The 19302-nt window shown below is 68.8% G+C and carries 17 protein-coding genes; 2 read left to right on the top strand and 15 right to left on the bottom strand.

Annotated elements, in window-relative coordinates:
* Positions 1-55 precede the first annotated feature (55 nt).
* Positions 56-298: a hypothetical protein gene (locus tag WEA29_02040; protein MEX2322536.1), complete on the bottom strand. Its 243-nt coding sequence runs from the start codon at positions 296-298 to the stop codon at positions 56-58.
* 85 nt (positions 299-383) lie between these two features.
* On the opposite strand from WEA29_02040, the gene WEA29_02035 reads away from it, so the two are divergent.
* Positions 384-1919: an LCP family protein gene (locus tag WEA29_02035; protein ID MEX2322535.1), complete on the top strand. Its 1536-nt coding sequence runs from the start codon at positions 384-386 to the stop codon at positions 1917-1919.
* 102 nt (positions 1920-2021) lie between these two features.
* Here WEA29_02035 and pepN read toward each other — a convergent pair whose 3' ends face one another.
* The 9 genes from pepN to WEA29_01990 all read right to left on the bottom strand — a co-directional run bounded on the left by pepN (position 2022) and on the right by WEA29_01990 (position 12673).
* Entirely contained in the window at positions 2022-4541 is a 2520-nt protein-coding gene (pepN, locus tag WEA29_02030; GenBank protein ID MEX2322534.1) for an aminopeptidase N, read from the bottom strand.
* Positions 4542-4667: 126 nt separating this feature from the next.
* Positions 4668-5645 carry an NAD-dependent epimerase/dehydratase family protein gene (locus WEA29_02025; GenBank protein MEX2322533.1) on the bottom strand — a complete coding sequence of 326 codons (978 nt, stop codon included), beginning with the start codon at positions 5643-5645 and terminating at the stop codon, positions 4668-4670.
* A gap of 84 nt (positions 5646-5729) precedes the next feature.
* Positions 5730-6374 (bottom strand): HAD family phosphatase, encoded by a 645-nt coding sequence (locus WEA29_02020; GenBank protein MEX2322532.1) that lies wholly within the window; start codon positions 6372-6374, stop codon positions 5730-5732.
* The gene (gatB, locus tag WEA29_02015) at positions 6371-7813 is read right to left on the bottom strand and encodes an Asp-tRNA(Asn)/Glu-tRNA(Gln) amidotransferase subunit GatB (GenBank protein MEX2322531.1); all 1443 of its coding nucleotides are present in this window, start codon (positions 7811-7813) and stop codon (positions 6371-6373) included. Before gatB ends, WEA29_02020 begins: the two co-directional genes overlap by 4 nt.
* Positions 7810-9288: an Asp-tRNA(Asn)/Glu-tRNA(Gln) amidotransferase subunit GatA gene (gene gatA / locus WEA29_02010; GenBank protein ID MEX2322530.1), complete on the bottom strand. Its 1479-nt coding sequence runs from the start codon at positions 9286-9288 to the stop codon at positions 7810-7812. Before gatA ends, gatB begins: the two co-directional genes overlap by 4 nt.
* Positions 9285-9572: an Asp-tRNA(Asn)/Glu-tRNA(Gln) amidotransferase subunit GatC gene (gatC, locus tag WEA29_02005; GenBank protein ID MEX2322529.1), complete on the bottom strand. Its 288-nt coding sequence runs from the start codon at positions 9570-9572 to the stop codon at positions 9285-9287. Before gatC ends, gatA begins: the two co-directional genes overlap by 4 nt.
* A gap of 133 nt (positions 9573-9705) precedes the next feature.
* A complete protein-coding gene (gene dapE, locus WEA29_02000) occupies positions 9706-10746 on the bottom strand; it encodes a succinyl-diaminopimelate desuccinylase (GenBank protein ID MEX2322528.1) in 1041 nt (346 codons plus the stop codon).
* Positions 10743-11534, bottom strand: a complete 792-nt coding sequence (locus WEA29_01995; GenBank protein ID MEX2322527.1) for a 2,3,4,5-tetrahydropyridine-2,6-dicarboxylate N-succinyltransferase — start codon at positions 11532-11534, stop codon at positions 10743-10745. Before WEA29_01995 ends, dapE begins: the two co-directional genes overlap by 4 nt.
* Positions 11531-12673, bottom strand: coding sequence for a pyridoxal phosphate-dependent aminotransferase (locus tag WEA29_01990; GenBank protein ID MEX2322526.1), 1143 nt, complete (start codon positions 12671-12673; stop codon positions 11531-11533). Before WEA29_01990 ends, WEA29_01995 begins: the two co-directional genes overlap by 4 nt.
* A gap of 232 nt (positions 12674-12905) precedes the next feature.
* Between WEA29_01990 and WEA29_01985 the strand changes: the two genes are divergently transcribed.
* Positions 12906-13310, top strand: a complete 405-nt coding sequence (locus WEA29_01985) for a hypothetical protein (GenBank protein ID MEX2322525.1) — start codon at positions 12906-12908, stop codon at positions 13308-13310.
* On the opposite strand, the gene WEA29_01980 is transcribed toward WEA29_01985, so the two are convergent.
* From WEA29_01980 to WEA29_01960, 5 genes are all read right to left on the bottom strand, one after another.
* The gene (locus WEA29_01980; protein MEX2322524.1) at positions 13303-13962 is read right to left on the bottom strand and encodes a GNAT family protein; all 660 of its coding nucleotides are present in this window, start codon (positions 13960-13962) and stop codon (positions 13303-13305) included. The two genes, WEA29_01985 and WEA29_01980, sit on opposite strands and share 8 nt — an antisense overlap.
* A 34-nt stretch (positions 13963-13996) precedes the next feature.
* The gene (locus WEA29_01975; GenBank protein ID MEX2322523.1) at positions 13997-14905 is read right to left on the bottom strand and encodes a CBS domain-containing protein; all 909 of its coding nucleotides are present in this window, start codon (positions 14903-14905) and stop codon (positions 13997-13999) included.
* Positions 14906-15051: 146 nt separating this feature from the next.
* On the bottom strand, positions 15052-17079 hold the full coding sequence (gene ligA, locus WEA29_01970; GenBank protein ID MEX2322522.1) for an NAD-dependent DNA ligase LigA: 2028 nt from the start codon (positions 17077-17079) through the stop codon (positions 15052-15054).
* On the bottom strand, positions 17076-18137 hold the full coding sequence (gene mnmA / locus WEA29_01965; protein ID MEX2322521.1) for a tRNA 2-thiouridine(34) synthase MnmA: 1062 nt from the start codon (positions 18135-18137) through the stop codon (positions 17076-17078). Before mnmA ends, ligA begins: the two co-directional genes overlap by 4 nt.
* On the bottom strand, positions 18134-19270 hold the full coding sequence (locus WEA29_01960; protein MEX2322520.1) for a cysteine desulfurase family protein: 1137 nt from the start codon (positions 19268-19270) through the stop codon (positions 18134-18136). The genes mnmA and WEA29_01960 overlap by 4 nt, the downstream gene beginning before the upstream one ends.
* Between the last annotated feature and the right edge of the window lie 32 nt (positions 19271-19302).

Below are 19302 nucleotides of genomic sequence, written 5' to 3'. Positions count from 1 at the left end.
CTTGCCACAAGCCGAAACCTGATCCCGGGGCGAGCCTATTCGCGCACCCCCTGAGTCAGCGGATGTTGAAGTACCAGAGCCAGACCACGACACACAGGATCCCGCCGATCACCGCCGCCCTGACGGCGTGCCTGAGGATGCCGAACACGAAGATGGCGGCGGTGACGACTCCGACACCGATCAGGAGTCGCTGGAGTTCCGGGTTGGCCCGTACCTGATCGGTGATCTCCCCGGCGCGCGACAACCCGGCGACGAGGAGTCCCGAGCCGGCTCCGATGGCGAGACGAATGGCGAGCACCGGCGCAGGCTAGGGCCGAGGCACCCGATTCGAGGGACTTTCGACCCTCATGCACAGTCCTGGCTCGACCGTATGCTGACCGGCGATGACCTCCCGCCTGGCACGGTTCGATCCGCCGCCGGCACGGCCAACCCCCCGCCCCCTCGTCGCCGCCATCCTCTCTGCCCTCATCCCCGGTGCGGGCCAGTGGTACGCAGGACACCGACGACGGGCATGGGGCTACCTGGCCGTGACCGCCCTGGTCGCCGTACCCGCCACCATCCTGCTCCTCCTCATCTTCTTCGTGGGCGGTCTCGGCCTCGCCCTCGACCTGTCGCGACCGTTCTTCCGCAGCCCGGACCTGCTGCTTGTACTCCTCGTCGTCAACATCGTGCTCCTCATGTTCCGAGCAGCGGCGGTGGTGGATGCGTACGTGCTGGCCCGCGAGCAGACACCTCGCCGCCCCGGAACCGCCAGCAGCGCGCTGATGGCCGGGGCCCTGGCCGCGATCCTGGTCCTCACCACGGTGCCGCACGCCTGGGCGGGCCAGCGCAACCTCGCGCTCCACGACCTGCTGACCTACGACTTTGTCACAGATCCCGATCAGCCGACGACCACATCGACGGCGCCTCCGACCACGGTTCCGGGAGCCTCGACCACGTCGACCACCCTCCCACCCGACACGACAACGACCCTGCCCGGCCCCTTCGCCGGGAAAGAACGAGTCAACATCCTGCTGCTGGGGAGCGACGCCGGCCTCGGCCGACGGGGCGATCGCACCGACACGATGATCGTGGTGTCGGTCGACCCCCAAACCGGCCACGCCGCCATGTTCGGGATCCCGCGCAACATCATCCACATCCCGATCCCCCCGGAGCACGCGGCAGCCTCGCAGTGGCCCGGTGGCCTGTTCGGTAACCCCAACTACCTGGTGTGGGCCGTCTACGCCTGGGGTAGGGACAACCCGGAGCTGTTCGACGCTCCGAACGCCGGGGGCGAGGCGTCGAAGGTGATCCTGGGGAACCTGCTCGGGCTCGAGATCGACTACTTCGCCTTCGTCAACCTGCAGGGGTTCGTCGACATCATCGATGCCCTCGGGGGCGTCGACATCACCGTCACCCGATCCATGCGCGACGAGCAGTACCCCCACCCGGACGGCACCTACGTCACCCTGGTCTTCAACCCAGGCACCTATCACATGGACGGACGGGAGGCGCTCGCCTTCGCCAGGACCCGCCGGGGATCGGACGACTACGACCGCATGGCCCGGCAGCGGTGCGTGCTCGAGGCGCTGGCTCGCACCGCCGACCCGGTGTCACTGCTGCGGGCGTTCCCGTCACTGGTTCCTGCCATCCAGCGGAGCGTCCTCACCGACATCCCGATGGCGATGATCCCCGACTTCATCGAGCTGGTGGGCAAGGTCGACACCTCCCGAATGGCCGCCCTCCGGATCATGCCCGGTGCGCCGGACCTGGCCGGCACGGGCCTGTCCTACATCTCACACACCATCGAGGGATACGGCGTTCCCAACGTCGAACTCATCCGAGCGCGAGTCGACATAGCGATCAATCAGCCCCCAGAGGTCTCGTTGCCGCTGCTCGGCCTGGATCCCCTGTCGAGTGTGTGTGGAGTCCAGGAGTAGCGATTCGCAATTCGCTATTCGCAATTCGCCCAGACAGCCAAGAAGCCCTACCGAGGTGATCGGCCCCCCCAGCCCATCTTGCGAATCGCGAATCGCGAATTGCTAATTGCGCTTGGCAAACTCCCGGCACTTGAGCGCCCGCGCCAGCTCGTCATCGGCCTCGGTGAGCATGCGCCGCAGCATCGATCCGAGATCGTGCCGACCCAGGACGCCGGCGATCAGGTCCCGCATGCCGTCGTCGACCCGGTGGCCGGGAAAAGTGGTCCGGAAGTAGGCGCGAGCTGCTTCGGGCTCCCGCTCGGCAATGACGCCGGGCAGGCCCTCGAAGAAGGGGCCCACGAACTCCTCGAGCAACTCGCGCTGCGAACGCTGCCAGAAGCCTCCCGCCGCGGCGCTCGCCAGCTGCAGCGAGGCGTATCCGTCACCGTGAAGCCGCTGCCAGACATCCGCCTTCACTCCAGCATCGGGCCGGGCCGCTTCCGCGGCAGCCATCGCCCGGTCACCGCGGTCCGACGGATCCCTCTCGCGCTCCGCGGCGAGGCGTTCGGCAGCGCCGGCGAGCCCCAAAGCCGACCAGCGCACCGCCACGGCCCATCGCATCTCCTGGTCGATGCTCAGCCCCTTCGGGGGGTCGTCCACGATCTCGGCGGCCCGACGGGCGTCAGCCTCCGAGTGCGCCAGCGAGATGAGGGCGCGTGCCCACAGAACGGCGCGGTCGGTGCCGAGGGAGTGCTGCATGGCATCGTCGGCAAAGGCCACGAACCGGGCAGCAGCCACATCGATCCGATCCTCGGGCAAGAACCGCCCGATCGTCGCCGCGGCCGTCGCCGTCACCATCTGCACGATGGCGAGCGACTCCTCGTCGCCGAGATGCTCGGTGATCAGATCCACGTAGTCGAGTGAGGACAACCGCTGGTCCCGCACGGAACCCCACAGCGTGGCCCACAGCTGATGCCGGAGCAGAGGCCTGTCGAACCCGCTCAGGTGTTCCTTGGCGTAGTCGATCGTCAGCGGGTCGAGCTGAAGACGGGCGTACGCGTGGTCGTCGGCGTTCGGGTAGGCGAAGACGGGTGTTGGCAGGCCGACGGCTTCGGCGATGTCGGCGGTCGGCCCGTCGATCTGGACGCGCAGGACGCGCTGGTTCCCGGCGGCGTCGATGAGCAGCAGCCCGGTGGTGTGGGGACGCAGGGTGGGATGGTCGTCCGGCGCCTCCTGGGTCATCATCATCGACGTGACGACCCCGTCCTCCTCCTCCCACGACACCGACAGCGTGTTCAGCGACGGAGTACGCAGCCAGGGCTCCGACCACGCCAGGAGATCCACACCACTCCCCTCCTGGAGGGCTCGCAGGAAGTCGGCGAGCGTGGCGTTGCCGAACCGGTGGCGGGCGAAGTAGGTGCGTAGCCCGTCGCGGAATGCGTCCTCCCCGATGGTGTAGACCAGCTGCCGGAGCACCGAGGCGCCCTTGCCGTAGGTGATTCCGTCGAAGTTGAGAAAGGTCTCATCGGTGGACGGCACGTCGTCGGCGATCCGATGGGTGGTGGGCAGGTGATCCTCGCGATACGCCCACACCTTCATCCGGAAGTTGAAGTCCAGCCAGATCGTCGAGTACTGCCCGTCGAACGAGTCGAGGGCCAGGTAAGCGACGTAAGAAGCGAACGACTCGTTGAGCCACAGGTCGTTCCACCACTTGAGGGTCACCAGGTCGCCGAACCACATGTGAGCGAGCTCGTGCATGAAGTACTCGGCACGACGCACCAGCTGGTCGTCGGTAGGCGGGTCACGGAACACTACGGTGTCGGTGTAGGTGATGTTGGCCACGTTCTCCATGCCGCCCCAGTTGAACTCGGGAACGAACACCTGGTCGTACTTGCCGAAGGGATAGGGCTCGGCGAACAACTCACCGAAGAAGTCGATGCCCCGCTTGCTCAGGGCGAACAGCGGATCCGAGTCGAGATGGGGCATCAGCGACTTGCGGGCGTGCAGACCGAGCTGGATGCCATCGTGCTCGTCGTACACCGACCCGTAATCGCCGGCCACCACCGAAAGCAGGTACGTCGAGAAGGGCACGGTCCGCTCGAACACGCGACGCGAGCGACCGTCGGGCATCGCCTCGCGCCCCAGCTCCTTGCCGGCGGTGGTCACCAGCCAGGCCGCGGGTGCGGTCACGGTCAGCTCGTAAGTGGCCTTGAGGTCGGGCTGGTCGAAGCACGGCAGGAGGCGATGAGCCGAGTAGGGCTCGAACTGCGTGTACAGGTACTCGGACCCGTCGGCGGGGTCGACGAACTGGTGGAATCCCTCGCCGGTGTGGTCGTAGGCCCGCTGGTAGGAGATGCGGAGGGTGGTGTCCTCCTGGAGGGCCGCCGCGGGAAGGGCGATCCGGGAGCCGTCCCAGTCGGGCTCTACCGGCTTCCCGTTGATCTCCATGAGATCGATCGTGCCGCCGACCCACTCGAGGAAGGTGTCGCCGCCGTGGTGACGAAAGGAGATGGTGACGTCACCGCGGAAGGTCTTCGCCCCGGCCTCGAGGTCGAGATCGAGCACGTAGGCGATGTTAGAGACCGTACCGGCGCGAGCTTCGTCCTCGGCCTGGGTGAGACGGTCGGGTGCGGCGTCAGACAACGATCCTCCAGGAGAACTAGCGGCTCGTCTTTTTACCAGAGAAGCGCAATTCGCAATTCGCAATTCGCAATCCAGATCTGGGTCGAGTCTCGCGAATCGCGAATTGCGCACCGCGAAGCGCGCCTCTCACGCCTCCACCATGTCGCGCAGCAGCGACTCCATCGCTTCGGGGAGGCCATCCTCGAGAGAGCGGGGATCCCACCCCAGTTCGCGCCGCGCCTTCTCGTCGCTTCCGAGGTAGGTGACGCCGGTTGCCAGCCGTATGCGCTCGGCGGTGGGTCGGAGGCGGGGAATCACCCGGGATAGCCCCCCGAGCACCGCTGCGGGCACCCGCGACACCCAGGCAGGGACCGACATCGGCGCACCGATCCGACCCACCAGCGCGCCGGCGAGGGCGAGGACGTCACGAACGCTCCGAGGCTCACCGCCCACGATGTAACTCTGCCCCGGGGTTGCCCGCTCCATGGCCACCACATGGATTCGCGCCATGTCCTCCACATGGGCCCAGCAGTAGGCGGTGTCCCCGTTGACAAACCGCACCCGGCCACGCAGGTAGCGACCCAGGACCGATGCCATGCGGCTCGAGTCACGCGGGCCGTAGACCGCTCCGGCGAGGAGCGCGATGACCGGCGCCCCCGACTCCATCTCCGGCCGCACCACCTCGTCGAAGGTGCGTGCCTTGATGCGGTCGTAGACAGTGAGGTGTCTCCCCGTGTGCCGGTACGCCTCGTCGACGAGGACTCCCCTCGTGTCGGAGAACACGGCGAGCGTGCCCGTGTAGACGACGCGGGGGACCCCCGCCCAGCGCGCGGCCGAGAGCACGTTTCGGGTGCCATCCACGTTGATCGTCTCGGCGGTGCGTCGGTCGTGGAATCCGATGCGGTGACCGGCGACATGGAACACACCATCGACACCGTGCATCGCCCGGCGCAACGAAGCCTCATCGGTGACCGACCCGATGGCCGGCCAGACGCCCATCGCCGCCAGTTCTACGGCATCCGACCGAGTCGGCACCAGGGCGGTCACATCGTGACCCAGCCGAAGGAGGTCGGCGGTCACGTACCCGCCCAGGTAGCCGGTCACTCCCGTGACGAGGTAGTGCATGTGGCGAGGTTACCGGTCACCGGCTACCGGCTACCGGCTACCGGCTTGCCGGGGCACTGCCCGGCGAGGGGCGAGGACAAGGCCTTAGAGTCCAACGGCCTCGCTCGTGACGCGGTCGACCACTACCGCTCCGGAGGACTCGAGCGCGTCGCGCAGAGCCTCGTCGCGGACGACGGCGACGACGCGGGCACCGGCGGCGAGTCCGGCGGCTACTCCCGTCGGGCTGTCCTCGACCACCACGCATGCTGCGGGGTCGACCCCGAGTCCTTCGGCGGCAAGTACGTAGGCGTCGGACGCCGGCTTGCCGTGCTGCACGTCGTCGCCGGAGACCAACACCGCGAACACTCCGTCGAGTCCGACATGCCGGAGGGTCAGATCGAGACGCTGGCGGGGACTCGCCGACACGACGGCGACGGGCACCGACTCGGCCAGGCACCGATTGAGCACGGCCGCAGCGTCGGGGAAGCGGTCGAGCCCGGGATCGATGAACCTCGCCTCGAGCGCCGCGATCAGCAGAGCCCACACCTCGGCCCGCGACGGGAGCGGTACGAGGTCGCTGAGGCGCTCCCAGGTCGGGCCGAATCCCAGACCGGTGCACGCCTCGACGTCCGACTCGGTCCCGGGATGTCCGAGGGCTCGGAGGACCACCAGCCAGGCGGCCACCGAGTGGGGTTCGGAGTCGGCGAGGACCCCGTCGCAGTCGAAGACGACCGCGGCTGGCCCGGTCACGACGCGGCGAATCGGCGGATCAGCTCGGAGGCGAGGGCCGGGTCAGCCTTCCCCCCCGAGGCCGCCATAACCTTGCCGACGAGGAACCCGACCAGCCGGTCCTCGCCGTCCCGCAGCCGAGCCACCTCCTCGGCGTGCTCGGCCAGGACCGCCTCCACCACCGCGCCGAGCGCTGCCTCATCGGACACCTGCATCAGGTCGCGCGCTTCGGCCACGGCACGCGGAGACCCCTCTCCGGCGAACACCCCGGCCAGCACCTCCTTGGCGGCGGTGGCCGAAAGCTCTGCGGCGGCGACCATGGCACACAGTTCGGCGAGGCCGGGCCCGTCGAGATGGAGCAACGTCGCATCGCCACCGTGCCGGTTGAGGTGGGCGATCACCTCGCCGGCGAGCCAGATGCCGGCGGCACGGGCATCGGCGCCGGCAGCGACCGCGTCGTCGAGGAGCCCGGTCAGGTCGCCGGACACGATGGTCTGCGCCGAGGCCGGATCCACCCCGAGTTCGGTGAGTCGGCCCCTACGGACGGTCGGGAGCTCCGGGAGGGCGCCCACCAATCCGTCGATCATCTCGTCCGGGATCTCGAGCGGGAGGAGGTCGGGCTCCTGGAAGTAGCGGTAGTCGCTCGACTCCTCTTTGCTGCGCCCCGGGTCGGTGCGGCCGTTGGCTTCGTCCCAGTGCCGGGTCTCCTGGGCGACACTCCCCCCGCTGTCGAGCAGCTTCGTCTGTCGGTCGATCTCATAGGCGAGGGCTCGCTGCAACGAGCGCATCGAGTTCATGTTCTTGACCTCGACCTTGGTCCCGAGGGCTTCGGCTCCTTGCGGCCGCAGCGACACGTTGGCGTCGAATCGCATGCTGCCCTCCTCCAGACGGGCGTCGGAAACGCCGAGGGCGATCACGATCGACTGCAACTCCTGGGCGTAGGCCCGCGCCACCTCCGGGGATCGGATGTCGGGCTCGCTCACCACCTCCATGAGGGGGATGCCACTGCGGTTGAAGTCGATACGGACCGCATCGGCGCCGTGAATGCGGCCGTCACCGCCGAGGTGGCTGCTCTTACCGGTGTCCTCCTCCAGATGCACCCGGGTGATCCCCACGCGGGCAGTGGTGCCGTCCACGTCGACATCCAGATGTCCTCCGACGCACAAGGGGACGTCGTACTGCGAGATCTGATAGTTCTTCGGCAGGTCGGCGTAGAAGTAGTTCTTGCGGTGGAACACCGAGTTGGTGGCGATGGTGGCACCGAGGGCGCTGCCCAGAGCGATTGTCCACTCGATTGCCTGGCGGTTCGGTACCGGCAGCGCGCCGGGAAGGCCCAGGCACACTGGGCACACGTTGGTGTTCGGCTCGGCTCCGAAGTCGACGGGGCACCGACAGAACATCTTCGAGCGGGTACGCAGTTCGACGTGCGTCTCGATCCCGATGACGGCCTCGTAGGTCACACCGCCCCCTCCGACGTCGCCAACGCGGGACGGGCTGCGAATCCGACCAGCGACTCGACGGTGCGCGCCACCCGAAACACCGTGTCGTCACCGAGCGCTGGCCCGAGCACCTGGAACCCGATGGGCAGACCAGACTCGTCGAGGCCCACCGGAACCGAGATGGCCGGGTCGCCAGAGAGGTTGGAGGGGATGGTGCACACGTCGCTCAGGTACATCGCCAGCGGGTCGTCGGCCCGGGCACCAACGGGAAAGGCGGTCGTCGGACTGGTCGGCGTCACCAGCGCGTCGAAGCGCTCGTAGGCAGCGGCGAACTCACGCACCACCAGCGTCCGCACCCGCTGCGCCTGCCCGTAGAAGGCGTCGTAGTAGCCGGCCGACAGCGCATAGGTGCCGAGCAGGATCCGTCGGGTCACTTCGGGGCCGAAGCCGTCGCGACGGGTCGCCGCCATCATCTGCTCCACATTGGGACCGTCGATACGGGGGCCGTAGCGCACGCCGTCGAAGCGAGCCAGGTTGGCGGAGCACTCGGCGGGAGCGATCAGGTAGTACGCGCTCAACGCGTGCTTGGTGGTCGGCAGCGACACCTCCTCGATGGTGGCCCCGGCGGCGCCGAGACGGTCGAGGGTGTCGTGGAAGGCGGCGGCGACCGAAGGCTCGACGCCCTCGCTCGCCAGCTCGGAGAGTACGCCGATGCGCAGACCGTCGACCCCTCCGTCGAGAGAGGCGCGAACCGCCGGGACCGGTCCGGGACTCGACGTGGCGTCGAACGGGTCGTACCCGGTGATGGCTTCGAACAGCATGGCCGCGTCCTCGACGGTTCGACCGAGTGGTCCGATCTGGTCGAGCGACGAGGCGAAGGCGATCAGCCCGTAGCGACTCACCAATCCGTAGGTGGGCTTCATCCCGACCACCCCGCACAGCGCGGCCGGCTGCCGGATCGAGCCGCCGGTGTCGGACCCGAGGGCGCCGAACGCCGACCCGACGGCGACGGCGGCCGCCGACCCGCCGCTGCTCCCTCCCGGAACGCGGTCCGGATCCCACGGGTTGCGGCTGGTCCCGTAAGCCGAGTTCTCGGTGGAGGACCCCATGGCGAACTCGTCCAGGTTGGTCTTGCCGTAAATCACGGCGCCCGCGGCCCGGAGCCGCTGGACCACGGTGGCGTCGTAGGGCGGCACCCACCCGGCGAGGATCCGCGACGACGCCGTCGTCTCCACCCCCCTGGTGACCATGTTGTCCTTCAACGCCACCGGGATGCCGTGCAGCGGGCCACGATCCTCGCCCCTCGCCAGCGCGGCGTCGGCCTCGGCGGCCGCCTCCGAGGCCCCGGCGTGGTCGATGGTCAGATAGGCGTGGAGGATCGCCTCGGTCATCGACGCCCGCCGACGAACGGCGTCGAGCAGGTCGACGGCGGTCAGCTCGCCAGCACGCAGGCGCGCCCCGGCGTCGGCGATAGTGAGATCGGCGGGATCGGTCATTCGTCGAGAAACGGCGGGACACGGAAGTACCCGTCCTCGTGGTCGGGAGCGGCGGCGAGCACCTCGTCGCGGTCCAGGGTCGCTCCGGGCTCGTCGTCGCGCCACCCGTTGACCATGCCCAGCGGGTGGGCGGTGGGTTCCACGCCCTCAGTGGGCAGACCCTGGACGGTGGAGGCATGCTCGAGGATCCCGGTCAGCTGAGCGCCGTAGTGCTCGAGTTCCTCGTCGGTGAGGGCGATCCGCGCCAGGCGCGCCACACGGGCGATGTCGATCTCGACGGGCATAGGGGGAGGTTACCTGTTGCCCGTTACCCGTTACCCGACTCTGATGAGCAATTGGCAATTGGCGATTAGCGATTAGCGATTAGCCAGACCGAAGAACTGCCAGACCCTCTGGCCAATGGCTAAGAGCCAATAGCTAATAGCTGAGGAACTGTCTCATCACCTCAAAGGCCTCATCCAGGGCGCCCACCGCAACCGACTCCTCCGCGGTGTGAGCGAGGGCTACCTCGCCGGGGCCGTAGTTGACCGCCGGTATGCCTCGTTCGGTGAGGCGGGCTACATCGGTCCAGGCGGTCTTTGCGGCGACCACATCCACCAGCCCCCGCAGCCGATCGAGATGCGGATTGCCGGCGGGGATCCCAGCGGCCGGAGCGCGGTCCATGATGGTCACCTCGTCGGCGCCGGCACACACGTCGAGCAGTCGCGCCTCGGCCTCGGCCATGGTGCGGTCGGGCGGGAATCGGTGGTTGACGTTGACTGCAAACCGGGCGGGCAGGACGTTGTTGGCGACGCCGCCCTCGGCCATGGTCACCGCATAGGTCTCGTTGAACTGCAGACCCTCGACCTCGACCGGCTGGTGCTGGAGCTCATGCATCGCCTCCAACCACGCCCCCGCCTTGGAGATGGCGTTCTCCCCCAGCCACGGGCGGGCGCTGTGAGCGGCACGGCCGTGGAACTCGACGCGTGCGTTGAGCATCCCCTGGCACCCGAGCTGCAGCTCGCCGTCCGTCGGTTCCATGACGACGGCGAATTCGGAGGTACTCAGGTCGTCCACCGCATCGAGGACCGCCTCCAGCCCGTTGCCGTCGGCGGGGCCTTCTTCGCCGTCGTAGAAGACACCGATCACGTCGAACGGTCCGCTCTGCACCTCGGGGTCCTCGAGCAGGGCCACCATCACCACCAGGCCCGCCTTCATGTCAGAGGCGCCCAGGCCGAACACCCGGTCCCCTTCGATCCGGGCCGGCAGATTGCCCTGGGCGGGGACCGTGTCGAGGTGCCCGTAGAGCGAGACAACAGGCTTGCCGCTCGCCGCCCCGACCACCACCGAACGCCCGATCGGTCGCACCGGCAGGTCCCCCGCTCCGAGTCGGTTGGCGATGGCGTCGCGAAGAGCGTCCTCGTGTCCGGTGGGCGACGAGATGTCGATGAGCCGGACGAGGTCGTCGGCGAGGCTCACACCGGTACCTCGAACACCCTCAGTGCGTCGTTGAGGCTGGTCTTCAGGTCGGTCGACTTGGACCGCTGGCCGATGATCAGAGCACACGGCAATTCGTAGGTCCCGGCCGGGAATGCCTTGGGGCGGGTTCCCGGGATGACCACCGACCTCGCCGGGACCCTGCCCCGGTACTCCACGGGCTCGGACCCGGTGACGTCGATGATGGGCGTGGACGCGGTGATCGTGGTGTTGGCCCCGAGTACCGCTCCCTCCTCGATGAGCACGCCTTCGACCAGGATCGACCTGCTGCCGATGAAGGCGCCGTCCTCCACGATCACGGGCCGCGCCGACGGCGGCTCGAGCACCCCGCCGATGCCGACGCCACCGGACAGGTGGACGTCCTTGCCGATCTGGGCGCACGATCCGACCGTCGCCCAGGTGTCGACCAGCGTGCCCGACCCGACACGAGCACCGATGTTGACGTAGCCGGGCATGACGACGACGCCCGGCTCGCAGAAGGCGCCGTACCGGACCGTCCCGGGCGGTACCACCCGTACTCCGGCCGCAGCGAGGCCGCTCTTGAGCGGGACCTTGTCGTGGAACTCGAACGGCCCCACCTGCCAGGTCTCGAGCCCGGCGACTCTGAAGTAAAGGAGGATCGCCCGTTTCACCCACTCGTTGACCGCCCACCCGTCGGGGCCCTTCTCGGCGACGCGCACCTCGCCACGGTCGAGGGCGGCGATGGTCGAGCGAACCGCCTCGGTCGCTTCACCGAGCCGATCGAGGTCGTCGAAGGCGGCGTCGATCAGCGCGCGGGCATCAGACACGACACCACCACCTTCGCAGCCTTGGCGCACTCGTCGGCCCCCGGCACCAGGGCGAACCGGAGGTAGCCCTCCCCACCTGGGCCAAACGCCCGACCGGGCGACACCAGGATGCCCGCTTCGAGCAGCTGCTTGGCGGCCACCTCGTCGTCCTCGACCCGAACCCACAGATAGATACCGGCCTCCGACCCGACGACCTCGATACCCGCGGCTTCGAGCGGCTCCCGGAGCGCTCGCCGCTTTGCATCGAAGATCGCCCGGCGTTCGGCGACGTGCCCGTCGTCGGACCACGCCGCGGTCGCCGCCGCCTGGATGAACTCCGCCGACCCGACACCGACCGACGACCGCATGACGGCGACAGCGGCGATCGCTTCGGCGTCGCCGACGATGGCCCCACTCCGATACCCGGTCATCCCCGACCGCTTGCTACACGAAAAGAAGGAGAGCACCCCTGGAGTGCCCGGACCGGTCACCTCAAGCATCGAATGGGGTACGTCGTCCCCGTATATGTCGGTGTACGGCTCGTCGGACAGCACCAGCACGCCGCGCTGGCGGCACGCCTCGTAGAGCGCCCGCAGGTCATCGAGACCGGCGACGGCGCCCGTGGGGTTGTGCGGTGAGCACGTCCACAGGAGCCGCATCCGATCCCATGTGGGCACGTCTCCGGGCCGCAGGACGAAATCGCCGGACAGCTCGATGCCGATGGGAACGGCTCCGGCGAACCGGAGGCCGCGGTCGTGGATCGGATAGCCCGGCGTCGCATACCCACCGGCATCACCGGCATCGCGGTCGATGAAGGCGAGGGGCGTCGTAAAGATCGCCTCCTTCGAGCCCGACGTCGGGATCACCTGGGTGTTCGGATCGATCTCGACACCAAAGCGACGCCCGACGTAGTCGGCGATCGCCGTTCGCAACGAGGCGAGACCGCGCACGGTCGGGTACTGGGACACCTCGGGAATGGCGGCTCGCGCCGTCTCCCTGATGAACTCGGGGGTCGGCTCGGTGGGATCCCCTATCGAGAAGTCGATGAGGGGCTCGCCTGCCTCCCGCATCTTCCGGGCGAGCGACTGCAACTCGGCGATCGGATAAGCACCGAGCGCGACCAGCACCGGGTTGGTGTGCATGGGGAGACGTTACCGGGCGCGCGGCGTGGGGAGTGCAGCGGTCGCGGTGGTGCGCGTCCAGCAAACGCCTAACGCTCAACGCAAGACCCGCACCGCACTTTCGCGTTGGGCGTGGAGCGTGCCGCAGACGTTCAACGCTTAACGCTCAACGCAAGACCGGCTCGATCCTTCTGGCGTTGAGCGTTGAGCGTTGAGCGTTAAGCGTCGCCCACAAACCAACTACCTTCCCCCTGTGTCTCCGGCTGCTTTTCGTCGCCTCATGATCGGGCTCGGCCTGGCGCTGGCCGCGCTGGTGGTGACGCTCGCCGTCCTCGACACCGACGGCGACCCGTTAGAACTGCCCGGTGCCCTGCGATCGGTGTATCCGCATCCGAACGACATGGTGTTGAGCCAGGTGGGACTCGAGATCAACCTGCCGGTCGGATACGAGATCACCCTCACCGTCGACGGCGTGGGGATTCCCGAGAGCGAGATCAGCGTCACTCCGGAGATCGGCCAATTCCGATGGCGGCCGGCCCCGGGGCGGGTCATCGAGGGGTGGGAGCCCGGCGAGCACACGATCGAGATCACCTGGGATCGGGTCGCAGGAGGACCGCCGGACCCGGGCGGGTTCTCGTGGGAATTCCGGGTCAGCTGAGCGAGGCGCGAACCTCGGCCAGCGACCGCGTCTGACGGCCGCGACGGTCCCGAGGCTCCTCGTAGAGCCACAGGCGCATTGCCTGCTCCACCCGTGGCCACTCGGCATCCGTGATCGAGTACCAGGCCGTGTCACGGTTTCGGCCCTTCACGATCATGTGATTCCGGAAGACTCCTTCGAAAGTGAACCCCAGGCGTTCGGCCGCCACGCGTGACGGCTCGTTGAGCGCGTCACACTTCCACTCGAGTCTCCGACATCCGAGCGTGGCGAAGGCGTGGGTGCCCATGAGCAGGATCGCCTCCGTGTTGGCGTGGGTCCGCTGCGCCGTCGGCGCGTACCAGATGTGGCCCACCTCGACCCGACGGTCGGGCTCACTGCGGTTGAGGAAGGCCGCCATCCCCAGCGGTTCGGTGGTCTCGCCGGTGATCGTGTACCACCACGGGTTGGTCGACGTCCGGCATCGGTCCATCCAGGCGGTCATCGCCTCCACCGTGGGCCAGGGGCCATAGCCCAGGTAGGTCCAGGTGGCCTCGGCCTCCGGTGAGCCGTGCGTCAGCGGATGGAGAGTGAGCGCGTCGATACCCGGGGTGGGTCTACGCAGCGTCGTCGTCGGCCCCACCAGCACCTCGGTGGGCGAGCCGGTGGCTGTCACCGAAGGGACCGGATCACCTACGGGCTGCGCCACCTCAGATCAGACCGACGAGTCTTCCGTCGTGGTCCACGACCGGGACCGGGCCATGATCGAGATGTTCGATCATCTCCGCGACTGCATCCACCGGATCGTCGACCGCCACGAACACCGGATCCTCCACGAGAGGGCCTACCGGTGACGCCGGATCGGCGCCGATGAGGGCGCGCTTGCGAACCACGCCGATCAGCACCCCATCGTCGACGACCGGCACAGAGGCAGCGGTCATCACCCCGAGGACGTCGCGCACCAGCATGTGAACCCCTACCGCCTCCGGCTCCGACATCCGCTGGAAGCACCGATCCGGTGCACTGCGGGCCACCACAGCCCCGCCGGGCGCTCCCACCACCAGTTGCTTCCCCGGCCCGAAGAACTGGCGTTGCAGCCACGACCCACCAGCGGCACCCACGACGACCAGCGCGGTCGGCGGCAGCGATGCCACCAGCGCCCGGGCCGACTCGACGCGCTCGACCCGGCCGGGGAGGTGGGGGACGACCAGGCCGAGGCCGGCGAGGGTCCGCTCGGCGGCGCCGTCACGGTCGTCGGTGGCCGACCCGTAGACCAGGGACCCGGGCACGTCGAGGACGGCGGCGAGCCGTTCGGCGATCCGCGCCGCGAACGCCGAGTGGGGGCCACCGCCCACCGCGGCGACCACCTCGGTGGCCCGCGTCGGGTCGAAGTCGACGGGTACCGCGGTGCCGACCAGGTCGAACGACGTCAGCCTCTTCGCCACCAGCAGGTCGGCTCGGGCACGGATGCACGCGTCCCGGAGATCCGAGTCGGCGGCCTTCGGCTCACCGGCGGCGAGGAGTTCCGCCAGTTCGGCGCACCCGTCCCCGCGGGTCCACACCACCGACCATCCGGTCGTCACGGCGCGGGGTCCGCGCCACCCGTCGGTCAGAGCCATGCGCGCCCGATCGGCGTCGCCCCAACTGTTGCTTCGAGCATCGCTCTCCTGCAGAAAACCTCCGGCAACGGTACACGCGTAGAGCCGAGATTGGGGGTGATGCGGTGAGTTCCACGCTCAACGCCAGAGCGTTCCTGCGTTGAGCGTTATGCGTTGAGCGTGGAAGGTCCCTCGTCCAGTAGCCGCCTCAGCCCGGCCTCGTCGATCACCGGCACACCGAGTTCTTCGGCCTTCGCCAGCTTCGAGCCGGGCGACTCCCCGGCCACGACCACCGTGGTCCGCGACGACACCGACCCGGTCACCTTGCCGCCACGATCCTCGATCGCCGCCTTCGCCTCGTCCCGACTGATACCGGGCAACGTGCCGGTCAGGACCGCCGTGACGCCGGCCAGCAACCCGGTGTCCACTCCTTCGGGCTCCGGGTCCTCCAGCCTCACCCCGGCTGCCGTCAGCTTCTCCACCAGCTGCCGGTTGGCGTCGTCGGCGAACCACTCGGTCAGCGATCGGACGATCTCCGGGCCGATCCCCTCCATATCGGCGAGTTCCTCGGGTCCGGCGCTCATCAACCGCTTGATCGAACGGAAGCGACGGGCAAGGACCCGGGCCACGGTTCCACCGACCAGCGGGATCCCGAGCGCGGTCAACACCCGCCCCAGCGGGCGGTCCCGGGCGGCGTCGATGGACCGCATCAGGTTGCCCACCGAAGTCTCCCCCCAACCCTCCCGGCCGAGGAGGGCGTCGGGTTCGAGGACGAACAGATCGGCAGCATCGGACACCAGGTCCTCGGTCAACAGGAGGTCGATGGTCATGAAGCCGAGACCCTCGATGTCCATCCCACTGCGACCGGCGAAATGGGCGAGATGCTCGCGGAGTCGGCTCGGACAGGAGAAGCCGCCGGTGCACCGGGCGACCGCCTGGCCGTCCTCTCGGACGATCGGATTCCGACAGAACGGACAGATGCTCGGCATCGACCACTTCTTCTCCCTGCCGGTCCGCACCGAGACCACCGGAGCCACCACCTCGGGGATGACGTCTCCGGCGCGCCGAACCACTACCAGATCCCCGACCCGCAGGTCCTTGCGGGCCACCTCGTCCTGGTTGTGCAGGGTGGCGTTGGTGACGGTGGCTCCCCCGACGAACACGGGCTCCATCACCGCATAGGGAGTGACCGCCCCGGTCCGCCCGACGTTGACCTCGATGCGCAGCAGCCGCGTGGTGCGCTCTTCCGGTGGGAACTTGTAGGCGATCGCCCAGCGTGGACTCCTCGCGGTGAACCCCAGCTCGGCCTGCTCGGCCAGAGCATCCACCTTCACGACGACGCCGTCGGTCTGGTAACCGAGGTCATGACGACCCGCCTCCGCTGCTTGCAGGTATTGGCGAACCTCGTCGAGCGACCCGACCGCCCGCGACTCTGGATTGACGGGGAATCCGTGCTCGGCCAACCAGGCGAGGCTGGCCGAGTGGGTCTCGGCGGCGGCGACACCGTCGACCAGTGCCAGCTGATACACCCACATCGACAGCTGGCGCGAGGCGGTGACCGCAGGGTCCTTCTGCCGGAGCGAACCGGCGGCGGCATTGCGCGGGTTCACGTAGAGGCGATCGCCGGCATCGGCCTGAGCGCGGTTGAGAGCGTCGAAGGCCTCCTGGGGCATATACACCTCGCCCCGGACCTCGAGGACCGAGGGGACGTCAGAGCCGGTGAGTCGGCGGGGCACGGCCCCTACGGTCTCGAGGTTGGCAGTGATCTCCTCGCCCACCACACCGTCACCGCGGGTCGCGCCACGCACGAACTCGCCGTCCTCGTAGGTGAGGTTGACCGCCAGCCCGTCCACCTTGAGCTCACAGGCGTACCCCGAGGCTGGACGGCCCAGCTGGCGCACCAGGCGGCTCTCCCAGGCCTCTACCTTCTCGATGGCGTCGGCGTTGTCCAGCGAGAACATGCGTACCCGATGCTCGACCGGGGCGAAGAGCGCCGACGGCGCCGCGCCGATGGCCAGGGAGGGTGAGTCGGCGACCGCCAGGTCCGGGTATTGCTCCTCGAGCGCCATGAGCTCGGCTACCAGGGCGTCGTAGTCGGCATCCGAGATCTCGGGCTCATCACGGGTGTGATAGGACTCGGCATGTCGGCTGATCTCCCGTCGCAGCTCGGCGATCCTCTCAGCCGGTCCGCTCATGCCGCTTCCTCGATGGTCCCGCCGCCGAGGACCTCGTCGCCGTCGTAGAACACCGCGGCCTGCCCGGGAGCGATGGCCAGCTGCGGCTGGTCGAAGCGGACCACCCAACCGTCACCGTCGCGCCGCAGTGTTGCCGGGGCAGCCGGCGATCGGTACCGCACCTTGACACCAGCAGTCGTGCCGTCGCCGGGTTCGCGGCCGGCCACGAAGGTGACGCCGCTCACCCTCGCCTCGACCGCCTCCAGGGAGCGGCGGGGGCCGATGGTCACCGTCGAGGTCGAAGGATCGGTCGCCACCACGTAGCGCGGCTCGCCGGCAGCGACGCCGAGCCCGCGACGCTGGCCGATGGTGAAGTCGGCGATACCGCGGTGCTCACCAACGACGGTTCCGTCGAGGTCGACGATGGCGCCGGGGCGAGCGGCACCCGGAAAGTGTGTCCGGAGGAAGTCGCGGTAGTCACCGCCGACGAAGCACAGGTCCTGGCTGTCCGGCTTGGCCGCCGTGCGCAGACCCAGGCGATCGGCATGCGCTCGGACCTCGGCCTTGGTGAGCTCGCCGATGGGGAGGCGGATCGATGCCAGCTCCGCCTGTCCGAGCATGTGAAGCACGTACGACTGGTCCTTGGCACCATCGCGACCACGCATCAGGGCGAATCGACCGTCGCGTTCGACGACGCGAGCGTGATGGCCGGTGGCGAGGAGGTCGCATCCGAGCTGTTCGACGCGATCGAGCAGGGCACCGAACCGCACCCGACGATTGCACTCGATGCACGGGTTCGGAGTCCTTCCCTCCAGGTAGGCGCGCCCGAACTCGTCGACCACCCGCTCGCGGAACACGTCGACGTAGTCGAGGACGTAGTACGGGATGTCCAGCAGCGAGGCAACCCGCCGGGCGTCCTCGGCGTCGCCGACGGTGCAGCACCCGGAGGTCGGGAGGCTCCCGTCCGCCTCCTCCCACTGCTTGAGGGTGACACCGACGACGTCGTGGCCGGCTTTGATCATCAGGGCGGCGGCGACGCTGGAGTCGACCCCACCCGACATCGCCACCAGGACCTTCATCGCAGCGCCTCGACCGCTTCGGCGACGACCGCAGCGGCGCGCCCACCGTCCCCGTCGGCGGTCGTGTGGCCGAACGTGAACCGGACGCACTGGCGCGCCGCCGGCTCCGACATACCCAGGGCCGTCAGCACGTGCGACGGCTTGGTCGCTCCGCTCTGACACGCCGAGCCGGACGAAGCAGCCACTCCGGAGGCATCGAGGCGGATGAGCAGGGTCTCTGCTGGAACCCCGGGAAAGCGCACATGACTGTGCTGGATGAGGCGCTCGGCGCCGACGCCGGTCACCTCGGCGTCGGGCACCCGCCCGGACAGGGCATGCTCGAATCGATCCCGCTCCGCCCCGATCCGACGACGAAACTCCGCGGCATCGGCGACGGCAGCGGCGAGGGCGGCGGCCAGACCAACGATGCCGGCCACGTGGTGGGTCCCCGATCGTCGGCCCAATTCCTGACCGCCGCCGTGGATGATGGGTCCCAATGTCACCCGGCGGGGCGCGATCAGCACCCCCACCCCCTTGGGTCCGCCGATCTTGTGGCCGGAGAGCGAGAGCATGTCCACCCCGAGCGACGCCAGATCCGCCTGAACGCCGACCACCGCCTGAACCGCATCGGTGTGAAGGAGCACGTTCTCGCGGACCGACCGCACGGCTTCGGCGATCTTCGCCACCGGCTGCACCACCCCGGTCTCGTTGTTCGCGGCCATCACCGACACGACCACGGTCCGAGAGTCCACCCCCGTCGCCACCTCCGAGGGCTCCACGACGCCGGGCCAGTCGACGCCGACCACCGTCGCTTCGAAGCCGAGGCGACGCATGGGACCGATTCCGGCGAGTACGGCCTCGTGCTCGATGGCGCTGGTGACCAGTCGATGGCCGGGGCCGGCGGCGAGCAGCGGCCCCCAGACGCCGAGGTTGACCGACTCGGTGCCGCCACCGGTGAAGACGACGTCGAGGGGATGCTCCGCGCCCAGGAGGTCCGCCACCTGCTCCCGAGCTGCCTCGACGGCGTCCTTGGCCCGCCGGCTGACGCCGTGGATCCCCGACGGGTTGCCGAAATCGGCGTCGAGGTACGGCTCCATCGCCCCGCGTGCTTCAGCACGCAGGGGGGTCGCCGCAGCATGGTCGAGGTACAGCATCACCCGCAGAGTATGGCGGTGGCGCGACCGGT

The organism is Acidimicrobiia bacterium (assembly GCA_040902765.1).
In the GTDB taxonomy this organism is placed as follows: Bacteria; Actinomycetota; Acidimicrobiia; order Spongiisociales; family UBA11373; genus DATKBG01.
Note: the sequence above shows the minus strand (reverse complement) of the source record. Positions and strands in the feature narration are given on the sequence as shown.